The sequence below is a fragment of the Enterobacter cloacae complex sp.6700776 genome (assembly GCF_048284255.1).
GTDB lineage: Bacteria > Pseudomonadota > Gammaproteobacteria > Enterobacterales > Enterobacteriaceae > Enterobacter > Enterobacter intestinihominis.
The window spans coordinates 123,606-142,669 of the sequence record NZ_JBLVYK010000006.1; the positions used below are offsets into that span (position 1 = coordinate 123,606).

A 19,064-nucleotide genomic window follows, 5' to 3' on the forward strand; every position below is an offset into this window, starting at 1 on the left:
TCAAGCACATTACAATGAACTACGATACGGCAGAATGTTCGAGCGCAGCATCTGCTGCGTGCCCAGACCGTAGTTAGAGCTCAGGCCGCGCAACTCGATATTAAAGCCAATCACGTTATCGTATTTGCCCTGACTGTTTTGCGTATCCCAGCCGTTAAGTTTGCGTTCGTAACCGACACGTATTGCGTAACAGCAGGAGTTATATTGCAGACCCAGCATCTGGTCAGCAGGTTTTTGGGCATTCGTGTCATAGTAGTAGGCTCCGACGACTGACCAACGATCGGCGATCGGCCAGCTCGCGGCGGTACCCACCTGTGAAATACCGTCTTTGTATTGGTCTGTATTCGCATAGTTTGGCAGTGTCGCCTGAATATACTCCGGGCTGGCGTAACGGTACGTCAACTGCAACATGCGATCTTCATCACGACGATATTCGATGGCAGCGCTGCCCGTCGCGATATTGTCCAGTCGTGTATCGTACTGAACACCACCGCGCAGACCCCAACGATCCGTCATACGCCAGTAGGTGTCGCCCGCCCATACCAGTGAGCCCGTTTTGTTGTCTTTCTCCCAGTTAATGTCGTCATCACCGGTACGAGACTCGGTGAAATAGTAGATTTGACCAACAGAAACGTTAAAACGTTCAACGGCAGCATCATCATAAATGCGCGTTGTGACGCCGGTCGTTAACTGGTTAGCAGACGCAATACGGTCAAGGCCGCCGTAGGTACGATCCCGGAACAGGCCGCTGTAGTCTGATTGCAGGAAGGACGAGTCGTAGTTTTGAATTTTGCTCTGATCGCGATAAGGCACGTACAGATACTGCATACGTGGCTCAAGCGTCTGGGTGTATCCATCCGCGAGAAGAGCCATGTCACGTTCGAAAATCAGCTTCCCGTCCATTTTGAATTGCGGAAGCGTACGGTTTACCGACTCTTCAAGATCGGTGCCATAGCGTTTGTTATACCAGTCCAGATTTTTCTGCTGATAGTGGGTGGCCATCAGCTTGGCTTCGGTATTCAGGCTCGCCCAGTCGTTTGACCACGGCAGATTGATCGTCGGCTCGATATGCAGACGCGTTGATTCTGGCATATCCGAGTTGGTGTTGACGAAATGGACCGCCTGAGCGTAAACGTGCGTGTCGAAAGGGCCCACATCGTTCTGGTACCAGTTCACGTCCAGCTGCGGCTCTGCACCATAGGTACTACGCGATTGCGTATCAAATACCTGGAACTGCTTGGTCGACACCGTCGCGTCAAAGTTCTCAATGGCGTAGCCCACGCTGAATTTCTGCGTGGCGTAACCGTCGGTACTGGACCCGTATTTAGAGTCGAAGTCGTTGAAGTAATACGGATCGCTGACTTTGGTGTAGTCGATGTTGAAGCGCCACACCTGATCCAATACCCCGGCGTGCTTCCAGTAGTACATCCAGCGGTGCTTATCACCTTCGCTCGGATGTTCGTCCTGGAACACCTTATCTGATGGCAGATAATCAAACTCCATCAGACCCGCGCCCGCTTTGGTCAGATAGCGGAATTCGTTCTCCCACATGATGTTACCGCGCTTATGGATGTAGTGCGGCGTGATCGTGGCGTCCATGTTGGGCGCAATGTTCCAGTAGTACGGCAGGTAGAACTCAAAGTAGTTCGACGTGCTGTACTTGGCGTTCGGGATCAGGAAGCCTGAACGACGTTTGTCACCCACAGGCAGTTGCAGGTAAGGACTATAGAAAATGGGCACCGGGCCGAGTTTAAAACGGGCGTTCCAGATCTCTGCAACCTGTTCTTCACGGTCGTGGATCACTTCGCTGCCCACAACGCTCCAGGTATTTGACCCTGGCAAACAGGACGTAAACGAGCCGTTTTCGAGAATGGTGTAGCGGTTCTCGCCGCGCTGCTTCATCAGGTCTGCGGTACCGCGCCCCTGACGACCGACCATCTGATAATCACCTTCCCAGACGTTGGTGTCTTTGGTATTCAGATTCGACCAGGCTTTCGGACCTTTCAGGATGACCTGATTGTCGTCATAGTGCACATTACCCAGCGCATCCACCGTACGGACAGGCGCCTGAGCACCTTCCGGCTGCTTCTGGTGCAATTGCACTTCGTCAGCCAGCAGACGGCTGTTACCCTGGTTAATATCGACATTGCCCGTAAAGGTTGCATTGTCAGGATAATTACCTTTTGCGCTGTCGGCATTAATGGTGACGGGTAAGTCATTCGTATCGCCTTTCACCAGTGGGCGATTGTAACTTGGGACGCCAAGCATACACTGCGAGGCGAGATCGGCTGCGAGCCCCTGTTGGCTATACAGGGCGGTGCCAATCATTGTGGCCAGAAGGGTGGGGATACGTTTTTTCATACGTTGTATTTTATTGTTCCGTCATCAGTGGCTACGGCTTACAAACGCTCAGAGACTATCTTACTCATCAGCGCAGTACCAGCGTTAATCCTGCCCGTTTGCGCGCCAGAGTGTTAGGCTCGCTATCGAATGACGAGTATGATAATGCAAATTATAGGCGATGTCCCTCAATTGACCGTGGCGCGACCACTGTAATGATGGCGTTGCGTCGGCCAGGAACATGACCATTCGGGGAGTATATGCAGTATTGGGGTAAAATAATCGGCGTTGCGTTCGCAATTATTATGGGTGCCGGATTCTGGGGTGTTGTTCTTGGCCTCATTATCGGCCATATGTTTGATAAAGCACGCAGCCGCAAAATGGCCTGGTTTGCCAACCAGCGCGAGCGCCAGTCACTCTTTTTCTCCACCACCTTCGAGGTGATGGGGCACTTAACCAAATCAAAAGGGCGCGTAACGGAAGCCGATATTCAGGTTGCCAGCGTCTTTATGGATCGCATGAATCTGCACGGCGAATCCCGCGTCGCGGCGCAGAATGCATTCCGGATTGGTAAAGCGGATAACTACCCGCTGCGTGAAAAAATGCGGCAGTTCCGTAGCATCTGCTTCGGGCGCTTTGATTTAATTCGGATGTTTCTGGAAATTCAAATCCAGGCCGCCTTCGCGGATGGCTCTCTGCATCCGAATGAACGGGACGTCCTGTATGTGATTGCTGAAGAGCTGGGCATTTCCCGCATGCAGTTCGATCAGTTCCTGCGCATGATGCAGGGTGGCGCGCACTTTGGCGGCGGTTATCAACAGCAATCGTCCGGTGGCGGCTGGCAGCAGGCGCAGCGTGGCCCTACGCTTGAAGATGCCTGTAATGTCCTCGGCGTGAAGCCCTCTGACGATGTCACGACCATCAAACGCGCCTATCGTAAGCTGATGAGCGAGCACCATCCGGATAAGCTGGTGGCGAAAGGCCTGCCGCCTGAGATGATGGAGATGGCGAAACAGAAAGCGCAGGAAATCCAGAAAGCCTACGAGCTGATTAAAGAGCAGAAAGGTTTTAAATAAAAAAATGGCCCGACAGTGTCGGGCCATTTTTTCAGAAGTCCACCGGGGCTTTGAACGTCATGGCGTTGCCGAAAGCAGGGTGGGTGATGGTGAGCGTCTGCGCATGCAGTTGCAGGCGCGGCGCTAACGCCAGCGCTTCCGGCGGCGCATAGAATCTGTCACCCAGAATCGGGTGACCCATCGCAAGCATATGCACACGCAGCTGATGGGAGCGCCCGGTAATCGGCTTCAGCAGGACGCGCGCGGTATTATCCGGCGCGTACTCCAGCACTTCATACTCGGTCTGCGCAGCCTTGCCGGTTTCATAACACACCTTCTGCTTTGGCCGGTTCGGCCAGTCGCAAATCAGCGGTAAATCCACCAGCCCTTCCGCCTGCGCCGGATGGCCCCACACGCGGGCGACATACTGCTTCTTCGGCTCGCGCTCGCGGAACTGACGCTTCAGCTCACGTTCTGCCGCCTTATTAAGAGCCACCACAATCACGCCGCTGGTCGCCATATCCAGACGATGGACAGACTCGGCCTGGGGATAATCGCGCTGGATACGCGTCATCACGCTGTCTTTATGCTCTTCCAGACGCCCCGGCACGGACAACAGGCCGCTCGGCTTGTTAACCACCATAATGTGCTCGTCCTGATACAGAATGACCAGCCACGGATCCATCGGGGGATTGTAGGGCTCCATTACCATTTTGCGCTCCGCTTACTGATGCGTCACAACGATAAGACGCAGGGCGTCGAGACGCCATCCCGCCTGATTCAGACTTTCCAGCACCTGCTGGCGGTTGCTCTCAATTGCGGCCAGCTCATCGTCACGAATGTTCGGGTTCACCGCTTTCAACGCTTCCAGACGCGACAGCTCGGCAGAAAGCTTCTCATCGGCTTCGCTGCGCGCCGCATCAATCAGCACTCTGGCCGCTTTTTCGGCCTGGGTTTCACCCAGTTGCAGAATGGCATGCACGTCCTGTTGCACCGCATTCACCAGCTTGCTGCCGGTATGGCGGTTCACCGCGCTCAACTGACGGTTGAAGCTTTCAAACTCCACCTGGCCGGCCAGATTCGTACCGTTTTTATCCAGCAGCAGACGCACCGGCGTTGGCGGGAGGAAGCGGTTAAGCTGAAGCTGTTTCGGCGCCTGCGCTTCCACAACGTAGATCAGCTCCACCAGCAGCGTGCCCACAGGCAAGGCTTTGTTCTTCAACAGGGAAATGGTGCTGCTGCCGGTATCGCCGGAGAGGATCAGATCCAGACCGTTGCGGATCAGCGGGTGCTCCCAGGTAATGAACTGTGCGTCTTCGCGGGACAGCGCCACATCACGCTCAAAGGTGATAGTGCAGCCGTCTTCCGGCAGGCCCGGGAAATCCGGCACCAGCATATGATCGGACGGGGTCAGCACGATCATGTTCTCGCCGCGATCGTCCTGGTTTATACCGACGATGTCGAACAGATTCATGGAGAAGCTGATCAGGCTGGTGTCGTCGTCCTGCTCTTCAATGCTTTCGGCCAGCTGCTGCGCTTTTTCACCGCCGTTGGAGTGGATCTCCAGCAGGCGATCGCGACCCTGCTCCAGCTGCGCTTTCAGTGCGTCGTGCTTCTCACGGCAGGATTTAATCAGCTCATCAAAGCCCTCGCTATTTTCAGGCGCGGCCAGGTAACCGATCAGGTCTGCATGCACCTGATCGTAAATGGTGCGGCCGGTCGGGCAGGTGTGTTCAAACGCGTCCAGCCCTTCGTGGTACCAGCGCACCAGCACGGACTGGGCGGTTTTCTCCAGATACGGCACGTGGATCTGAATATCGTGCGCCTGCCCGATACGATCCAGACGGCCGATACGCTGCTCCAGCAGATCCGGGTTAAACGGCAGATCGAACATCACCAGATTGCTGGCGAACTGGAAGTTACGGCCTTCAGAACCGATTTCAGAGCACAGCAGAACCTGCGCGCCGCTGTCCTCTTCACCAAACCAGGCTGCTGCACGATCACGCTCAACTATGGACATGCCTTCGTGGAACACGGCGGCGCGAATGCCTTCGCGCTCACGCAGAACCTGCTCCAGCTGCAATGCGGTAGCGGCTTTGGCGCAGATCACCAGCACTTTCTGGGAACGGTGAGCGGTGAGGTAGCCCATCAACCACTCCACGCGCGGATCGAAGTTCCACCAGGTGCCGGTGTCGCCTTCGAATTCCTGATAAATCTGCTCCGGGTAGAGCATGTCGCGCGCGCGATCTTCCGCAGATTTACGGGTGCCCATAATGCCGGAGACTTTAATCGCCGTCTGGTACTGGGTCGGCAGCGGCAGTTTGATGGTGTGCAGCTCGCGTTTCGGGAAGCCTTTCACGCCGTTACGGGTGTTACGGAACAGCACGCGGCTGGTACCGTGGCGATCCATCAGCATGTCGATCAGCTCTTTACGCGCGGATCCCGCATTATCGCTGTCGCTGTTCGCGGCCTGAAGCAGCGGCTCAATATCCTGCTCGCCAATCAGATCGCTGAGAGTGTTAAGCTCATCATTAGAGAGACGATTACCGGCCAGCAGCAGCGCGACGGCGTCCGCCACCGGGCGGTAGTTTTTCTGCTCTTCAACAAACTGCTCAAAATCGTGGAAACGGTTGGGATCGAGCAGACGCAGACGGGCGAAGTGGCTCTCAAGACCCAGCTGCTCCGGCGTGGCGGTCAGGAGCAGAACGCCCGGTACGCGCTCGGCAAGCTGCTCAATCGCCATGTATTCACGGCTTGGCGCGTCTTCGCTCCAGACGAGGTGGTGCGCTTCGTCGACGACCATCAGATCCCATTCAGCGTCGCACAGATGCTCCAGGCGCTGCTTGCTACGGCGCACGAAGTCCAGGGAACAAATGACCAGCTGTTCGGTTTCAAACGGGTTGTCCGCGTCGTGCTGGGCTTCGGCATAGCGCTCATCGTCGAACAGGGAGAAGCGCAGGTTAAAGCGGCGCAGCATTTCAACCAGCCACTGATGTTGCAGCGTTTCTGGAACCACAATCAGCACGCGCTCGGCAGCGCCAGAGAGCAGCTGCTGGTGCAGGATCATGCCTGCTTCGATGGTTTTACCCAGGCCCACTTCGTCAGCCAGCAGCACGCGAGGCGCATGGCGACGGCCCACGTCATGGGCGATATTCAGCTGATGGGGAATAAGGCTGGTACGCTGACCGCGCAGGCCGCTCCACGGCATGCGGTACTGCTCACTCTGGAACTTACGCGCGCGGTAGCGCAGGGAGAAGCGATCCATTCGGTCGATTTGCCCGGCAAACAGACGGTCCTGTGGCTTACTGAACACCAGTTTGCTGTCGAGCAGCACTTCACGCAGGATGACATTTGTCTCGTCGGTATCAAGACGCGTTCCGATGTAGGCGAGCAGTCCATTCTCTTCTTTTACGTCTTCAACCTTCAGTTGCCAGCCGTCATGGCTGGTCACGGTATCACCCGGATTGAACATTACGCGGGTAACAGGGGAGTCATTGCGAGCGTACAGGCGGTTTTCACCGGTAGCAGGGAAAAGGAGGGTAACCATGCGCGCATCGACGGCAACGACGGTTCCTAATCCAAGTTCGCTTTCTGTATCGCTGATCCAGCGTTGACCAAGTGTAAAAGGCATAGTTGTTCGGCTCTAATCTTTAATTGCAGGCAATAGTTCGACCCCGTCAAAAAAGACGGTCATCGAAAAATGGGTCCGGGAATGGAAAGGGCGCTATGGTACTGGATGGCAACGGTTTCGTCACGCGTCAAAATAGCCCAAGTTGTCCTGTCACTAGTGTAGCAAAGTCGTCGTTGATGAACGGTAAAATTCCCTCCGCAACAGGCTGAAGCTGGCGGGTCAGGTAGTGATCGTAATCGAGCGGAGACTGCTGGTAATCAACGGGTTCTGGTCCGTTCGTTGTCCAGACGTATTTGATCGTTCCCCGGTTCTGATACTGCGGCGCGCGGCCCCGGCGAACGTTCTCTTCATCCGCCAGCCGCGCCGCGCGGACGTGCGGAGGAACATTACGCTGGTACTCCGCCAGCGGGCGGCGCAGGCGCTTGCGATACACCAGCTGCGCGTCAAGTTCGCCCGCCATCAGGCTGGCTATCGTCTCGCGCACGTAGTCCTGATACGGCTCATTGCGGAACACCCGCAGATAAAGCGTTTGCTGAAACTGCTGTGCCAGCGGCGTCCAGTCGGTGCGCACTGTCTCCAGCCCTTTAAACACCATCCGCTGCTTGTCGCCTTCCTGAATCAGTCCGGCGTAGCGCTTCTTGCTGCCCTGGTCGGTTCCGCGAATGGTCGGCATTAAGAAGCGGGCAAAATGGGTTTCAAACTCCAGCTCTAACGCGCTGGTTAACCGCTCTTTTTGCAAATTTTCGCGCCACCAGGCGTTCACGAAGGCGACCAGTTCTTTGCCGATTTGCGCGGCGTCGTCTTCTGAATGGGCCGATTTCAGCCAGACAAAGGTGGAATCGGTGTCGCCATAAATAACGTCATAACCCCGGGATTCAATCAACGCTTTGGTCTGGCGCATAATGTCGTGCCCGCGCATGGTGATGGACGACGCCAGACGCGGATCAAAGAAGCGGCAGGCGCTGGTGCCCAGCACCCCGTAAAAGGCATTCATAATAATTTTCAACGCCTGTGAGAGCGGCTTGTTGCCGTGGCGTTTTGCCTCGTCGCGGCCGTGCCAGATGTTTCCCACGATCTCAGGCAGGCAGTGCTTTTCGCGCGAGAAGCGTGCCCCGAGAAAACCTTCAGTACTGTGCGCATCGTCTGGCTGCGCCATCCCCTCGACCAGCCCTACCGGATCAATCAGAAATGTGCGGATAATCGACGGGTACAGACTTTTATAATCCAGCACCAGCACCGAATCATACAGCCCGGGCCGTGAATCCATCACGTAACCTCCGGGACTGGCCTGCGGCGGCACGTCACCGAGGTTAGGGGCCACATAGCCCGCCCGGTGCATCCGCGGGAAATAGAGGTGGCTGAAGGCCGCTACCGAGCCGCCGTGCCTGTCGACCGCGAGACCGTTTACCGTTGCGCGTTCCAGCAGGAAGGGCATGATCTCGGTTTTATGGAAAATCTGCGTTACCAGCTCACAGTCTTTCAGGTTATAGGTAGCGAGCGCTGGCTTATCCTCATTAAAGCGCCGGTCGATCTCGTCCATTCGGTCCCAGGGATTGTCGATGGATTTACCTTCGCCGAGCAGCGCCTGGGCGACCGCTTCCAGCGAGAAGGAAGAGAAGTTCCAGAAGGCGGATTTCAGCGCCTCGATGCCGTCGATAATCAGGCGACCGTTAGCCTGTGCGAAGAATACGCCGTTCTTAAAACCGTGCTCACGCCACTCCAGCTCCGTGTTTCCGCGCCCTAACGTCAGGGGAATGCGGTACCGCTCGGCATGTTTTTGCAACACGCGCAGGTCAAACTGCACCACGTTCCAGCCGATCAATACATCCGGGTCGTGCTCGGCAAACCACTGGTTAAGCTTCTCCAGCAGCTGTGGTCGGCTGGTAACGTATTCCAGATGAAAATCCAGCGCGGACGCATCGCCGTTCGGGGGCCCGAGCATATAGACAACCCGCTGCCCGCAGCCTTCAAGGCCGATGCAGTACAGCTCGCCGTGACGGGTGGTTTCGATATCCAGCGAGACCCACTTCAGCGGCGGGCGATAGTGCGGGTTAGGCTTCAGGCGCGCGTTCACGAGACAACCGTTCTGCTCAGCGCCGTCCACCCAGACGGGGGCGGTGATAAACCGCTCCATCAGAAAACGTTCCGGCGGGCGAATGTCCGCTTCGTAGAGCGTCACGCCCGCTTCGTGGAGCAATTTTTCATAGCGCATCAGCTGGCGATGGGCGCGGCAGTAGAGGCCATAAACCGGCTGGCGGTGGAAGTCTTTTAGCTCAAGGGGAGTAAGGCGCCAGCCGTTTTCACCGCGCAGCAGCTGCTTTACTTTCTCGACGTGGTGTTCAGGGATAAACGCCACGGACTCCTGAGGCGGCAGGGTAACGTGCAGCGGGCCGTTATCCGTCGCCAGCCAGAACGCAACCTCGGTGCCCTGAGGGGTATCCCGCCAGTGTCGGGTCAGTAAAAAGCCTTCTTGCGCCTGTGCCACGCCGCTATCCCACAAAACAAACCAGGCCTGATTATAGCCTGGTTGAGGGGTGTTTGCTGGGGTTTTATACAGTGCCTGTTTTGCCGGATGGCGCTACGCTTATCCGGCCAACAGGATCCGTAGGCCCGATAAGCGCAGCGCCACCGGACAATGTTTTACTGCCCGTAGTACGCCTTCGCGCCGTGCTTGCGCAGATAATGCTTATCGAGCAGGGTTTGCTGCATATCCGGCAACTGCGGTGCCAGCTGGCGGCAGAAGATCCCCATGTAGGCGACTTCCTCCAGCACGATCGCGTTGTGCACCGCGTCCTCCGCGTTTTTACCCCAGGCAAACGGACCGTGGGAGTGCACCAGCACGCCGGGCATTTGCGCCGCGTCGATACCCTGTTTTTCGAAGGTTTCGACGATCACGTTCCCGGTTTCCCATTCGTACTCACCGCCGATCTCCGTATCGGTCATCAGACGCGTGCAGGGAATGGTGCCGTAGAAGTAGTCCGCGTGGGTGGTGCCGGTGGCCGGAATTGGCTGGCCCGCCTGCGCCCAGATGGTCGCGTGACGCGAATGGGTATGCACAATCCCACCGATGGTCGGGAAGGCCTGATACAGCAGGCGGTGAGTGGGCGTATCGGAGGAGGGCTTTTTATCGCCTTCAACCACTTCACCCGTTTCGATGCTGACCACCACCATATCTTCCGCGGTCATCACCGTGTAATCCACGCCCGAAGGCTTGATCACGAACACGCCTTTTTCCCGGTCAACGGCGCTGACGTTGCCCCAAGTCAGGGTCACCAGGTTATGTTTTGGCAGCGCCAGGTTGGCTTCGAGTACCTGACGTTTGAGATCTTCTAACATTGTCGTCTCCTGCCGGATGGCGCTTCGCTTATCCGGCCTACAGAACCGTAGGCCCGGTAAACGAAATGCCACCGGGCATTCAGGGCTTAGCGTTTTGAACCGTAATAGACTTCGTTCCAGCGCAGCGCGTCTTTAAAGGCTGGCAGACGGGTGTCGTTATCAATCACGGTCAGTTCGATGTCGTGCAGCTCGGCAAACTGACGCATATCGTTCAGGTCAAGCGCGTGGCTGAAGACGGTGTGGTGCGCGCCGCCGGCCAGGATCCAGGCTTCCGACGCGGTTGGCAGGTCAGGTTGCGCTTTCCACAGGGCGTTCGCGACCGGCAGTTTCGGCAGAGAATGCGGAGTTTCCACAGCATCGACGCAGTTCACCAGCAGGCGGAAACGGTCGCCGAGGTCGATCAGGCTGGCGTTAATGGCCGGGCCGGTACGGGTGTTGAAGATCAGACGGGCCGGATCCGCTTTGCCGCCAATGCCGAGGTACTGCACATCGAGGATCGGTTTCTCTTCGACGGCGATAGAGGGACACACTTCCAGCATGTGCGAGCCGAGCACCAGATCGTTGCCGTTCTCGAAGTGGTAGGTGTAGTCCTCCATAAAAGAGGTGCCGCCCTGCAGACCGGTTGACATCACCTTCATGATGCGAAGCAGAGCGGCAGTTTTCCAGTCGCCTTCGCCCGCAAAACCGTAGCCCTGCTGCATCAGACGTTGTACCGCCAGACCCGGGAGCTGTTTCAGGCCGTGGAGATCTTCAAAGGTGGTGGTGAAGGCATGGAAGCCGCCCTGTTCCAGGAAGCGCTTCATGCCCAGTTCAATGCGTGCGGCATCCAGCACGTTCTGGCGCTTGTCACCGTTGACCTGTGCCGCAGGCGTCAGGCGGTAGCTGCTTTCGTACTCGTCCACCAGCGCGTTCACGTCGCCATCGCTGATGTCATTCACCACCTGCACCAGGTCGCCCACCGCCCAGGTATTTACGGAGAAGCCGAACTTGATCTGCGCGGCCACTTTGTCGCCGTCGGTTACGGCAACTTCACGCATGTTGTCGCCGAAACGCACCACTCTAAGGTGACGGGTATCCTGCTTAGAGACCGCCTGACGCATCCAGGAGCCAATGCGTTTTTGTGCCTGGCCGTCCTGCCAGTGGCCGGTCACCACAGCATGTTGTTGACGCATACGTGCGCCGATGAAGCCGAACTCGCGACCGCCGTGCGCGGTCTGATTCAGGTTCATGAAGTCCATGTCGATGCTGTCCCACGGCAGGGAGGCGTTGAACTGAGTGTGGAATTGCAGCAGCGGTTTGTTGAGGATAGCCAGGCCGTTGATCCACATTTTGGCTGGCGAGAAGGTGTGCAGCCACACCACCAGGCCAGCGCATTTGTCATCGTAATTGGCATCGCGGCAGATGTTAGTGATTTCGTCCGGCGTAGTACCCAGCGGCTTCAGCACCAGTTTGCACGGCAGTTTGGCTTCCGCGTTCAGCGCATTCACAACGTGCTCCGCGTGTTTCGTCACCTGCTGCAACGCTTCCGGTCCGTATAAATGCTGGCTGCCAATCACAAACCACACTTCATAATTATTAAAAATGGTCATTATCGTGTCCTTAATGTGTCAGGGTTGCCGTAGTGTCCGCGGTACTTTTGGCCGGGGCGGCGACAGGGAGATAGTGAAGTTCGGCGCTTTTTGCCCATTGCTGGTAGCGCTGATAAAGCTGTTCAAAGCGTTGTGCCTGCTGAGCCTGCGGCTGGAGCGTACTTTCGACGGCGCTCGCCATATGCTGTTGCGCGGTCGGGATATCCGGATGGACGCCTGCGGCCACGGCAGCGAAAATCGCTGCGCCCAGCGCACAGCACTGATCGGAGGCCACAATTTGCAGCGGACGGTTGAGCACGTCGCAGCAGGCCTGCATGATCACCGGGTTTTTACGGGCGATACCGCCCAAAGCCATCACGTTGTTCACGTCAATGCCCTGCCCGGTGAAGCACTCCATAATGGCGCGCGCGCCGAACGCGGTGGCGGCGATCAGGCCGCCAAACAGCGCGGGCGCGTCGGTCGCCAGGTTGAGATCGGTAATCACCCCTTTCAGACGCTGGTTGGCAAACGGCGTACGACGGCCGTTGAACCAGTCCAGCACCACCGGCAGGTGATCGAGAGACGGATTTTTTGCCCAGGCTTCGGTGAGCTGCGGCAGGAGCTGTTTTTTGCTCGCGGTAATCTGGGTTTTCAGTTCAGGATGCGCGGCCGCCAGCTGATCCAGCGGCCAGCCGAGCACCCGGCCAAACCAGGCGTAGATATCGCCAAACGCGGACTGACCCGCTTCGAGGCCGATAAAATCAGGCACCACGCTGCCGTCAACCTGACCGCAGATACCCTTCACCGCGCGGTCGCCAACGGTCGTTTTATCCGCCGTCAGAATGTCGCAGGTGGAGGTGCCAATCACTTTCACCAGCGTGTTAGGCTGCGCACCCGCGCCCACGGCGCCCATATGGCAGTCGAACGCGCCGCCGGAAATGGTCACGTTTTGCGGCAGACCGAGGCGTTTCGCCCACTCCTCGCAGAGCATGCCGACCGGAATATCGGCGGTGAAGGTGTCGGTAAACAGCGGGTATGTCAGGTTTTTGTTGATGATCGGGTCGAGTTCATCGAAGAACGCTGCCGGAGGCAGACCACCCCAGCTTTCATGCCACAGCGATTTATGCCCGGCGCTGCAACGGCCACGGCGAATAGCCTGCGGGCGAGTGGTGCCGGAAAGCAGGGCGGGAACCCAGTCGCACAGCTCAATCCATGACGCCGCTGCCTGTGCGACCGACGCGTCCGCGCGGGTAACGTGCAGGATTTTTGCCCAGAACCATTCGCTGGAGTAGATCCCGCCGATGTAGCGCGAGTAGTCGGTTTTGCCCGGCTGGTGGCATAAGCGGGTGATGGCTTCCGCCTCTTCCACGGCGGTATGGTCTTTCCACAGCACAAACATGGCGTTCGGGTTATCGGCAAACTCCGGGCGAAGCGCCAGTACGCGGCCTTCTGCATCAACCGGGGCCGGCGTTGAACCGGTACTGTCGACGCCAATCCCCACGACGTCGGCCCGCTGGGCGTCCGTCAGCTCCGCCAGCACGGTTTTGATCGCCGCTTCCATTGATTCAATGTAATCGCGCGGGTGGTGACGGAACTGGTTGTTCGGCGCATCGCAGTAGCGCCCCTCTTGCCAGCGCGGATACCACTCAACGCTGGTTGCTATCTCCCGGCCAGTCGTACAGTCCACTGCCAGCGCGCGAACTGAGTCGCTGCCAAAATCGAGGCCAATTGCAATTGCCATGGTGTTGCTCCATCCAAAACAGGTATGGAAGAACATTAGAGACTGGGGACAAAAATCGTCAGGCAGGATCCGCTAATCTTATGGATTAAATTGCTGTTACGATTGAAAGTGTGACGCCGTGCAAATATTCAATGTGGACATTTCTGCCGTACTTATAGACACTTTTGTTACTGCTTATCCGCCCGTGCTGGCGGAGAAATCAGGGGAAAAGGCTGAAACATGGCGGACGTAAAAGAGGCGTGATGCTTTTTGGATCTTTTCGCGGGCCATTTTTATACTGCTTTTATCGATATGGACAATTGGTTTCCTTCAGGACCCTTGGGAGAACTGAATCTATGGCCGAACCGCAAAACGATCCCCTGCTGCCGGGATACTCATTTAACGCCCATCTGGTGGCGGGGCTGACGCCCATTGAGGCCGAGGGGTATCTCGATTTCTACGTCGATCGACCGCTCGGAATGAAAGGGTATATTCTGAACCTGACCGTTCGCGGGGAAGGGGTGATTAAAAACGGCGATCGGCAGTTTATCTGCCGCCCCGGCGATATGCTGCTGTTCCCGCCGGGGGAGATCCACCACTACGGGCGCCACCCGGATGCCAAAGAGTGGTATCACCAGTGGGTCTATTTCCGTCCGCGCGCCTACTGGCAGGAGTGGCTCTCGTGGCCGGCCATTTTCGCGCAAACCGGTTTTTATCGCCCGGATGAGGCGCATCTGGCGCAGTTCCGTGAGCTGTTTGCACAGATTATTGAGGCAGGGCAGGCGGGAGGGCGCTACGCTGAACTGCTGGCCATCAATCTGCTTGAACAGGTGCTGCTGCGCCGCATGGAGGCCATCAACGAGTCGCTTAATCCGCCGCTGGACAACCGCGTCCGCGACGCCTGCCAGTACATCAGCGACCACCTTGCCGACAGCCAGTTTGATATTGCCAGCGTCGCCCAGCATGTGTGCCTGTCGCCGTCACGGCTGTCGCATCTGTTCCGCCAGCAGCTTGGCGTGAGCGTGCTCAGCTGGCGCGAGGATCAGCGCATCAGCCAGGCGAAACTGCTGCTCAGCACCACCCGAATGCCTATCGCCACCGTCGGGCGTAACGTCGGCTTTGAAGATCAGCTCTATTTCTCTCGCGTGTTTAAGAAGTGCACCGGTGCCAGCCCGAGCGAATTCCGTGCGGGATGTGAATAATCGGTAAACATTCAGGTGAACTTCAGGCGCATCTTGTAAACTATTCAGACAATTGATGCCTTGACGCGGTGCAGGGCGCTAAGCAGAATCGCTGATTCGTTTTCTGACCGGAATAGTTATGCAGGCATTGCTGGAACATTTTATTACCCAGTCCGTTATGTATTCGCTCATCGCCGTGGCGCTGGTGGCGTTTCTGGAGTCGCTGGCGCTGGTCGGGCTGATCCTGCCCGGCACCGTGATGATGGCGGGGCTTGGGGCGCTTATCGGCAGCGGCGAGGTCAATTTCTGGCAGGCGTGGATGGCCGGTATTATCGGCTGTTTGCTGGGGGACTGGATCTCCTTCTGGCTGGGCTGGCGCTTTAAGAAGCCGCTACACCGCTGGTCGTTCATGAAAAAAAACAAAGCGCTGCTGGATAAAACCGAGCATGCGCTGCACCAGCACAGCATGTTCACCATCCTCGTGGGGCGCTTCGTTGGGCCAACGCGTCCACTGGTGCCGATGGTGGCCGGGATGCTGGATCTGCCCGTCGCGAAGTTTGTGGTGCCGAATATCATCGGCTGCGTCTTCTGGCCGCCGTTCTACTTCCTGCCGGGTATCCTGGCGGGCGCGGCGATTGATATTCCTGACGGTATGCAAAGCGGTGAGTTTAAATGGCTGCTGCTGGGTACGGCGGTGCTGCTGTGGCTGGCGGTTTGGCTCTGCTGGCGCCTGTGGCGCAGCGCGAAAGCGAGCGTCGATCGCCTGACCCGCTATCTCCCGCGCACGCGCCTGCTCTGGCTGGCCCCACTTACGCTCGGCGTGGCGGTGGTAGCGCTGGTGGCGCTGATCCGCCACCCGCTGATGCCGGTGTACGGCGAGATCCTGTTGAAGGTGGTGAGCCGTTAAGGTGTTTTCCCTCTCCCCGTGGGAGAGGGCCAGGGTAAGGGCATCAGACCGCACGAATGCCCAACAATGAAGATGCCCCTGCGTTACCACTCAGAAGTTCTTCTGTTTCTCCATCCCACAAAATACGTCCCTCCGCGATCACCACCGATCGCGGCGCGATGCGTGCGGCATCTTCAATGCTGTGCGAAACCATCAGCATCGTCAGTTGTTCGCGCTCGCACACCTCCTCAACCAGCGAGAGCATTTCCTGACGCAGAGCCGGGTCGAGCGCCGAAAAGGGTTCATCGAGCAGCAGCAGCGGCTGCTCGCGCACCAGACAGCGTGCCAGCGCCACGCGCTGGCGCTGGCCGCCGGAAAGCTCCCCCGGTAGTCTGTTGATAAACGCAGACAGGCCCATTTGTTCGGCGATCGCCTCCAGCGTCTGACGCTGCGCAGCACTGAGCTTTAACCCCGGATCCATACCCAGCGCGATGTTCTGCCAGACCGTAAGATGATTGAACAGATTGTTTTCCTGAAACAGCATCGACACCGGGCGCTTAGCCGGCGGAGCGTAGGTAAACTCGCCGTTATCAATGACGATCGACCCGCTGGCAGGCTGCAAAAAACCGGCAATCAGATTGAGCAGGGTACTTTTTCCGGCCCCGCTGGGGCCAAGCACTGCGATTCGCTCTCCCTGACGAACGGAGAGGGTAAAACGCATCGGCAGATGCTCATAAAGCCAGGTTACATCAGTCAGTTTTAACATCACGCCCCGGAAGTTTTTCGATAACGGTAAATAACGCAAAGCACAGCAGCAACAGGAGCAGCGCCGTGACGGCGCCGTCCTGGCTACGATAGGAGCCGATTTGCTGATAAAGCCAGAACGGCAGCGTGCGGAAATCCTCGTTGCCGAAGAGCGCCACTACGCCAAAATCGCCAATTGACAGCACGCAGGCAAACGCCAGCGCCTGGGCGAGCGGGCGTTTCAGTGCGCGCAATTCTACCACCTTCAGGCGCTGCCAGCCCTGCATGCCCAGCGACTGACACAGCAAGCTGTAGCGGCTGTTGACGTCGCGCATCGGGTTTTCCAGTACCTTGAGCGCGTAAGGGATGGCCATTAGTGCGTTGGTAAAAATGACGATGCCGTCGGCGCTTTCCGGCAGGCCGATGGTGCTGTTGAACAGTAAAAAGAATCCGGTCGCCAGCACAATGCCCGGCATCGCCAGGATCAGCATACCCGTCAGTTCCAGCGCGTGTCCGGCTTTACGGGCATGACGCGCGTACAGCTCGCGGCTGCTCCAGAGCAGCATCATGGTCAGGATCACGCACAGTAGCCCGGCTGCCAGCGCAATGCGCAAGGAGGTCCACGTCGCTTGCCACAGGACAGGTTGTTGCAGTACCGACAACACATTGCGATTCAGTCCATCAACGATAACGGCCAGCAGCGGGGGCAGCAAAAGCAGGAGTGCCAGTGCGATCAGCATAAAATCCGCGACGCGGCTATACAGGCTGTCCTGCGGATCGCGCCAGCCTGTCATGTTATTGCTTCCTGCGGGGATCGTTTTGCTTAGCCTCTGGCTGAGTAACACCAGTGCCAGACAGCATACCATCTGCACGATCGCCAGCAGCGCGGCGCGGCCCGGATCGTAGTCGTAACTTAAAGCCTGATAGATCGCCAGCTCAATGGTGGTGGCCTGCGGCCCGCCGCCGAGAGAAAGTACGGTCGCGAAGCTGGCGAAGCAGAGCATAAAGATTAGCGCGGCAACCGGGGCAATCTGGCGTCGCAGCCACGGCCATTCGACAAAGCGGAAGAACGACCAGCCGCGCATGCCAAGCTGGGCGGCAATCTGACGCTGCTCACCGGGAATGTTTTCCAGCGCCTGTAAAAAGAGGCGCGTGGCCATCGGCATATTGAAAAAAATATGCGCCAGCAGAATGCCTTTCAGGCCGTATGGCGAGAAGGTCCATTCCAGACCAAGCAGGTTGAAAAGGAATGCCAGCCATCCCTGCCGACCATAGACGCTCAGAATGCCGAACACCGCCACCAGCACGGGCAGGATCAGCGTCATCGCGCACAGCCGCAGCAGGGCAAGCCTGCCGGGGAAACGTCTGCGATAGAGGGCGCGCGCGAGGAAAATGGCCGGGAGCGTCGACAGCAGCGCGGAGAGAAACGCCTGCCAGAAGGAGAAACGGATGACGTGCCAGAGATAGCTGTCGTGCCAGAGGGCAAGCAGATCGCTCTCTGGCGCGTTAAACCACAGCGCAAGGAATGCACCCAGGCTGACGACCACCATCAGTATAGCGGCGAGCAGCCCGGGAACTAACCAGCCGGGGATCAGCGGCTGACGGCGCGTTGCCATTCACTTATCCATGCGGCGCGCTGGGTGGCAACCTGCTGCGGCGTAAATTCCAGGGAGGTTTGCGGTTTGTTCAGCTGCTCAAAACCTGCCGGCAGCGCAACATCAGTGACCGGGTACATCCAGTTTCCTGTCGGAATAGCATTCTGGAATGCCGGTGAAACCATAAACTTCAGGAATTTCTCGGCGAGCTCCGGCTGTTTGCTCGCGGCGGTGCGGGCGGCCACTTCCACCTGCAAATAATGCCCTTCAGCAAAGTTCGCGGCGGCGTAGTTGTCTTTCTTCTCGGCGATAATGTGGTAGGCCGGAGAAGTCGTGTAGCTCAGCACAAGGTCGCTTTCGCCTTTCAGGAACAGGCCGTAGGCTTCGCTCCAGCCTTTGGTGACGGTAACGGTTTTCGCAGCCAGTTTCTGCCACGCCTCAGGCGTTTTGTTGCCATAGACTTTCTGCATCCACAACAGCAGCCCCAGACCCGGCGTGCTGGTGCGCGGATCTTCATAAATCACGCGCCACTTCTGATCGCTTTCGACCAGCTCTTTCAGGCTTTTGGGCGGATTCTTCAGCTTGTTTTTATCGTAGACAAACGCAAAGTAACCGTAATCAAAGGGAACGAAGGTGTCGTTTTGCCAGCCGCCCGGCACGTTGACGGCATCTGCCGCCACGCCGCTTTTGGCGAACAGTCTGGTTTGAGTGGCGGCTTGCAGCAGGTTGTTATCCAGCCCGAGCACCACGTCGGCTTTGCTGTTTTTGCCTTCCATACGCAGCCGGTTAAGCAGAGAGACACCATCTTCCAGTGCCACGAATTTCAGCTCGCAGTTGCAGTCGGCTTCAAAGGCTTTTTTCACCGCCGGGCCGGGGCCCCAGTCGGCGGAGAAGGAGTCGTAGGTGTAGACCGTCAGGACAGGCTTAGCAAAAACAGGCAGCGCAAACAGCGCCAGCAGAGGAAGAACGTTTTTTAACACTTTGCACCTCAGGGTTGAGTGGCAAAGG

At 57.6% G+C, this 19,064-nt stretch carries 13 protein-coding genes; 3 read left to right on the forward strand and 10 right to left on the reverse strand.

The genetic code is table 11. The features are described from left to right. Nucleotides 1–9: 9 nt before the first annotated feature. Nucleotides 10–2,361 carry an LPS assembly protein LptD gene (gene lptD, locus ACNQ0T_RS11790; protein WP_023299304.1) on the reverse strand — a complete coding sequence of 784 codons (2,352 nt, stop codon included), beginning with the start codon at nt 2,359–2,361 and terminating at the stop codon, nt 10–12. 239 nt (nt 2,362–2,600) lie between these two features. Between lptD and djlA the strand changes: the two genes are divergently transcribed. After that, nucleotides 2,601–3,416: a co-chaperone DjlA gene (gene djlA / locus ACNQ0T_RS11795; RefSeq protein ID WP_023299305.1), complete on the forward strand. Its 816-nt coding sequence runs from the start codon at nt 2,601–2,603 to the stop codon at nt 3,414–3,416. A gap of 31 nt (nt 3,417–3,447) precedes the next feature. Here djlA and rluA read toward each other — a convergent pair whose 3' ends face one another. The 6 genes from rluA to araB all read right to left on the reverse strand — a co-directional run bounded on the left by rluA (nt 3,448) and on the right by araB (nt 13,671). After that, entirely contained in the window at nt 3,448–4,107 is a 660-nt protein-coding gene (gene rluA / locus ACNQ0T_RS11800) for a bifunctional tRNA pseudouridine(32) synthase/23S rRNA pseudouridine(746) synthase RluA (protein ID WP_003856412.1), read from the reverse strand. A gap of 12 nt (nt 4,108–4,119) precedes the next feature. After that, nucleotides 4,120–7,026 (reverse strand): RNA polymerase-associated protein RapA, encoded by a 2,907-nt coding sequence (rapA, locus tag ACNQ0T_RS11805; RefSeq protein WP_241512329.1) that lies wholly within the window; start codon nt 7,024–7,026, stop codon nt 4,120–4,122. A 127-nt stretch (nt 7,027–7,153) separates the two neighbouring features. Next, complete coding sequence (polB, locus tag ACNQ0T_RS11810; RefSeq protein WP_417930073.1) at nt 7,154–9,511, reverse strand: DNA polymerase II; 2,358 nt, start codon at nt 9,509–9,511, stop codon at nt 7,154–7,156. A gap of 155 nt (nt 9,512–9,666) precedes the next feature. Continuing rightward, nucleotides 9,667–10,362: an L-ribulose-5-phosphate 4-epimerase gene (gene araD, locus ACNQ0T_RS11815; protein ID WP_023299308.1), complete on the reverse strand. Its 696-nt coding sequence runs from the start codon at nt 10,360–10,362 to the stop codon at nt 9,667–9,669. A gap of 86 nt (nt 10,363–10,448) precedes the next feature. After that, nucleotides 10,449–11,951 carry an L-arabinose isomerase gene (gene araA / locus ACNQ0T_RS11820; RefSeq protein WP_063163142.1) on the reverse strand — a complete coding sequence of 501 codons (1,503 nt, stop codon included), beginning with the start codon at nt 11,949–11,951 and terminating at the stop codon, nt 10,449–10,451. Between the two features lie 10 nt (nt 11,952–11,961). Then, the gene (gene araB / locus ACNQ0T_RS11825) at nt 11,962–13,671 is read right to left on the reverse strand and encodes a ribulokinase (RefSeq protein WP_417930075.1); all 1,710 of its coding nucleotides are present in this window, start codon (nt 13,669–13,671) and stop codon (nt 11,962–11,964) included. Between the two features lie 335 nt (nt 13,672–14,006). Between araB and araC the strand changes: the two genes are divergently transcribed. Continuing rightward, nucleotides 14,007–14,852, forward strand: a complete 846-nt coding sequence (gene araC / locus ACNQ0T_RS11830) for an arabinose operon transcriptional regulator AraC (RefSeq protein WP_032625458.1) — start codon at nt 14,007–14,009, stop codon at nt 14,850–14,852. Between the two features lie 118 nt (nt 14,853–14,970). Continuing rightward, on the forward strand, nt 14,971–15,738 hold the full coding sequence (locus ACNQ0T_RS11835; RefSeq protein ID WP_017383796.1) for a DedA family protein: 768 nt from the start codon (nt 14,971–14,973) through the stop codon (nt 15,736–15,738). Nucleotides 15,739–15,781: 43 nt separating this feature from the next. Here ACNQ0T_RS11835 and thiQ read toward each other — a convergent pair whose 3' ends face one another. The 3 genes from thiQ to thiB are packed head-to-tail and all read right to left on the reverse strand — an operon-like array spanning nt 15,782 to nt 19,036. Then, on the reverse strand, nt 15,782–16,483 hold the full coding sequence (gene thiQ, locus ACNQ0T_RS11840) for a thiamine ABC transporter ATP-binding protein ThiQ (protein WP_032621321.1): 702 nt from the start codon (nt 16,481–16,483) through the stop codon (nt 15,782–15,784). Beyond that, nucleotides 16,467–18,077: a thiamine/thiamine pyrophosphate ABC transporter permease ThiP gene (thiP, locus tag ACNQ0T_RS11845; protein ID WP_022647028.1), complete on the reverse strand. Its 1,611-nt coding sequence runs from the start codon at nt 18,075–18,077 to the stop codon at nt 16,467–16,469. The genes thiQ and thiP overlap by 17 nt, the downstream gene beginning before the upstream one ends. Further along, on the reverse strand, nt 18,053–19,036 hold the full coding sequence (gene thiB / locus ACNQ0T_RS11850; RefSeq protein WP_417930077.1) for a thiamine ABC transporter substrate binding subunit: 984 nt from the start codon (nt 19,034–19,036) through the stop codon (nt 18,053–18,055). The genes thiP and thiB overlap by 25 nt, the downstream gene beginning before the upstream one ends. Nucleotides 19,037–19,064 lie beyond the last annotated feature (28 nt).

Coding starts and splice junctions, on each gene's coding strand:
- araC (WP_032625458.1), top strand. CDS start 14,007: ATGGCCGAACCGCAAAACGATCCCCTGCTGCCGGGATACTCATTTAAC.
- thiQ (WP_032621321.1), bottom strand. CDS start 16,483: ATGTTAAAACTGACTGATGTAACCTGGCTTTATGAGCATCTGCCGATG.
- lptD (WP_023299304.1), bottom strand. CDS start 2,361: ATGAAAAAACGTATCCCCACCCTTCTGGCCACAATGATTGGCACCGCC.
- araD (WP_023299308.1), bottom strand. CDS start 10,362: ATGTTAGAAGATCTCAAACGTCAGGTACTCGAAGCCAACCTGGCGCTG.
- araA (WP_063163142.1), bottom strand. CDS start 11,951: ATGACCATTTTTAATAATTATGAAGTGTGGTTTGTGATTGGCAGCCAG.
- djlA (WP_023299305.1), top strand. CDS start 2,601: ATGCAGTATTGGGGTAAAATAATCGGCGTTGCGTTCGCAATTATTATG.
- araB (WP_417930075.1), bottom strand. CDS start 13,671: ATGGCAATTGCAATTGGCCTCGATTTTGGCAGCGACTCAGTTCGCGCG.
- thiP (WP_022647028.1), bottom strand. CDS start 18,077: ATGGCAACGCGCCGTCAGCCGCTGATCCCCGGCTGGTTAGTTCCCGGG.
- ACNQ0T_RS11835 (WP_017383796.1), top strand. CDS start 14,971: ATGCAGGCATTGCTGGAACATTTTATTACCCAGTCCGTTATGTATTCG.
- rluA (WP_003856412.1), bottom strand. CDS start 4,107: ATGGTAATGGAGCCCTACAATCCCCCGATGGATCCGTGGCTGGTCATT.
- rapA (WP_241512329.1), bottom strand. CDS start 7,026: ATGCCTTTTACACTTGGTCAACGCTGGATCAGCGATACAGAAAGCGAA.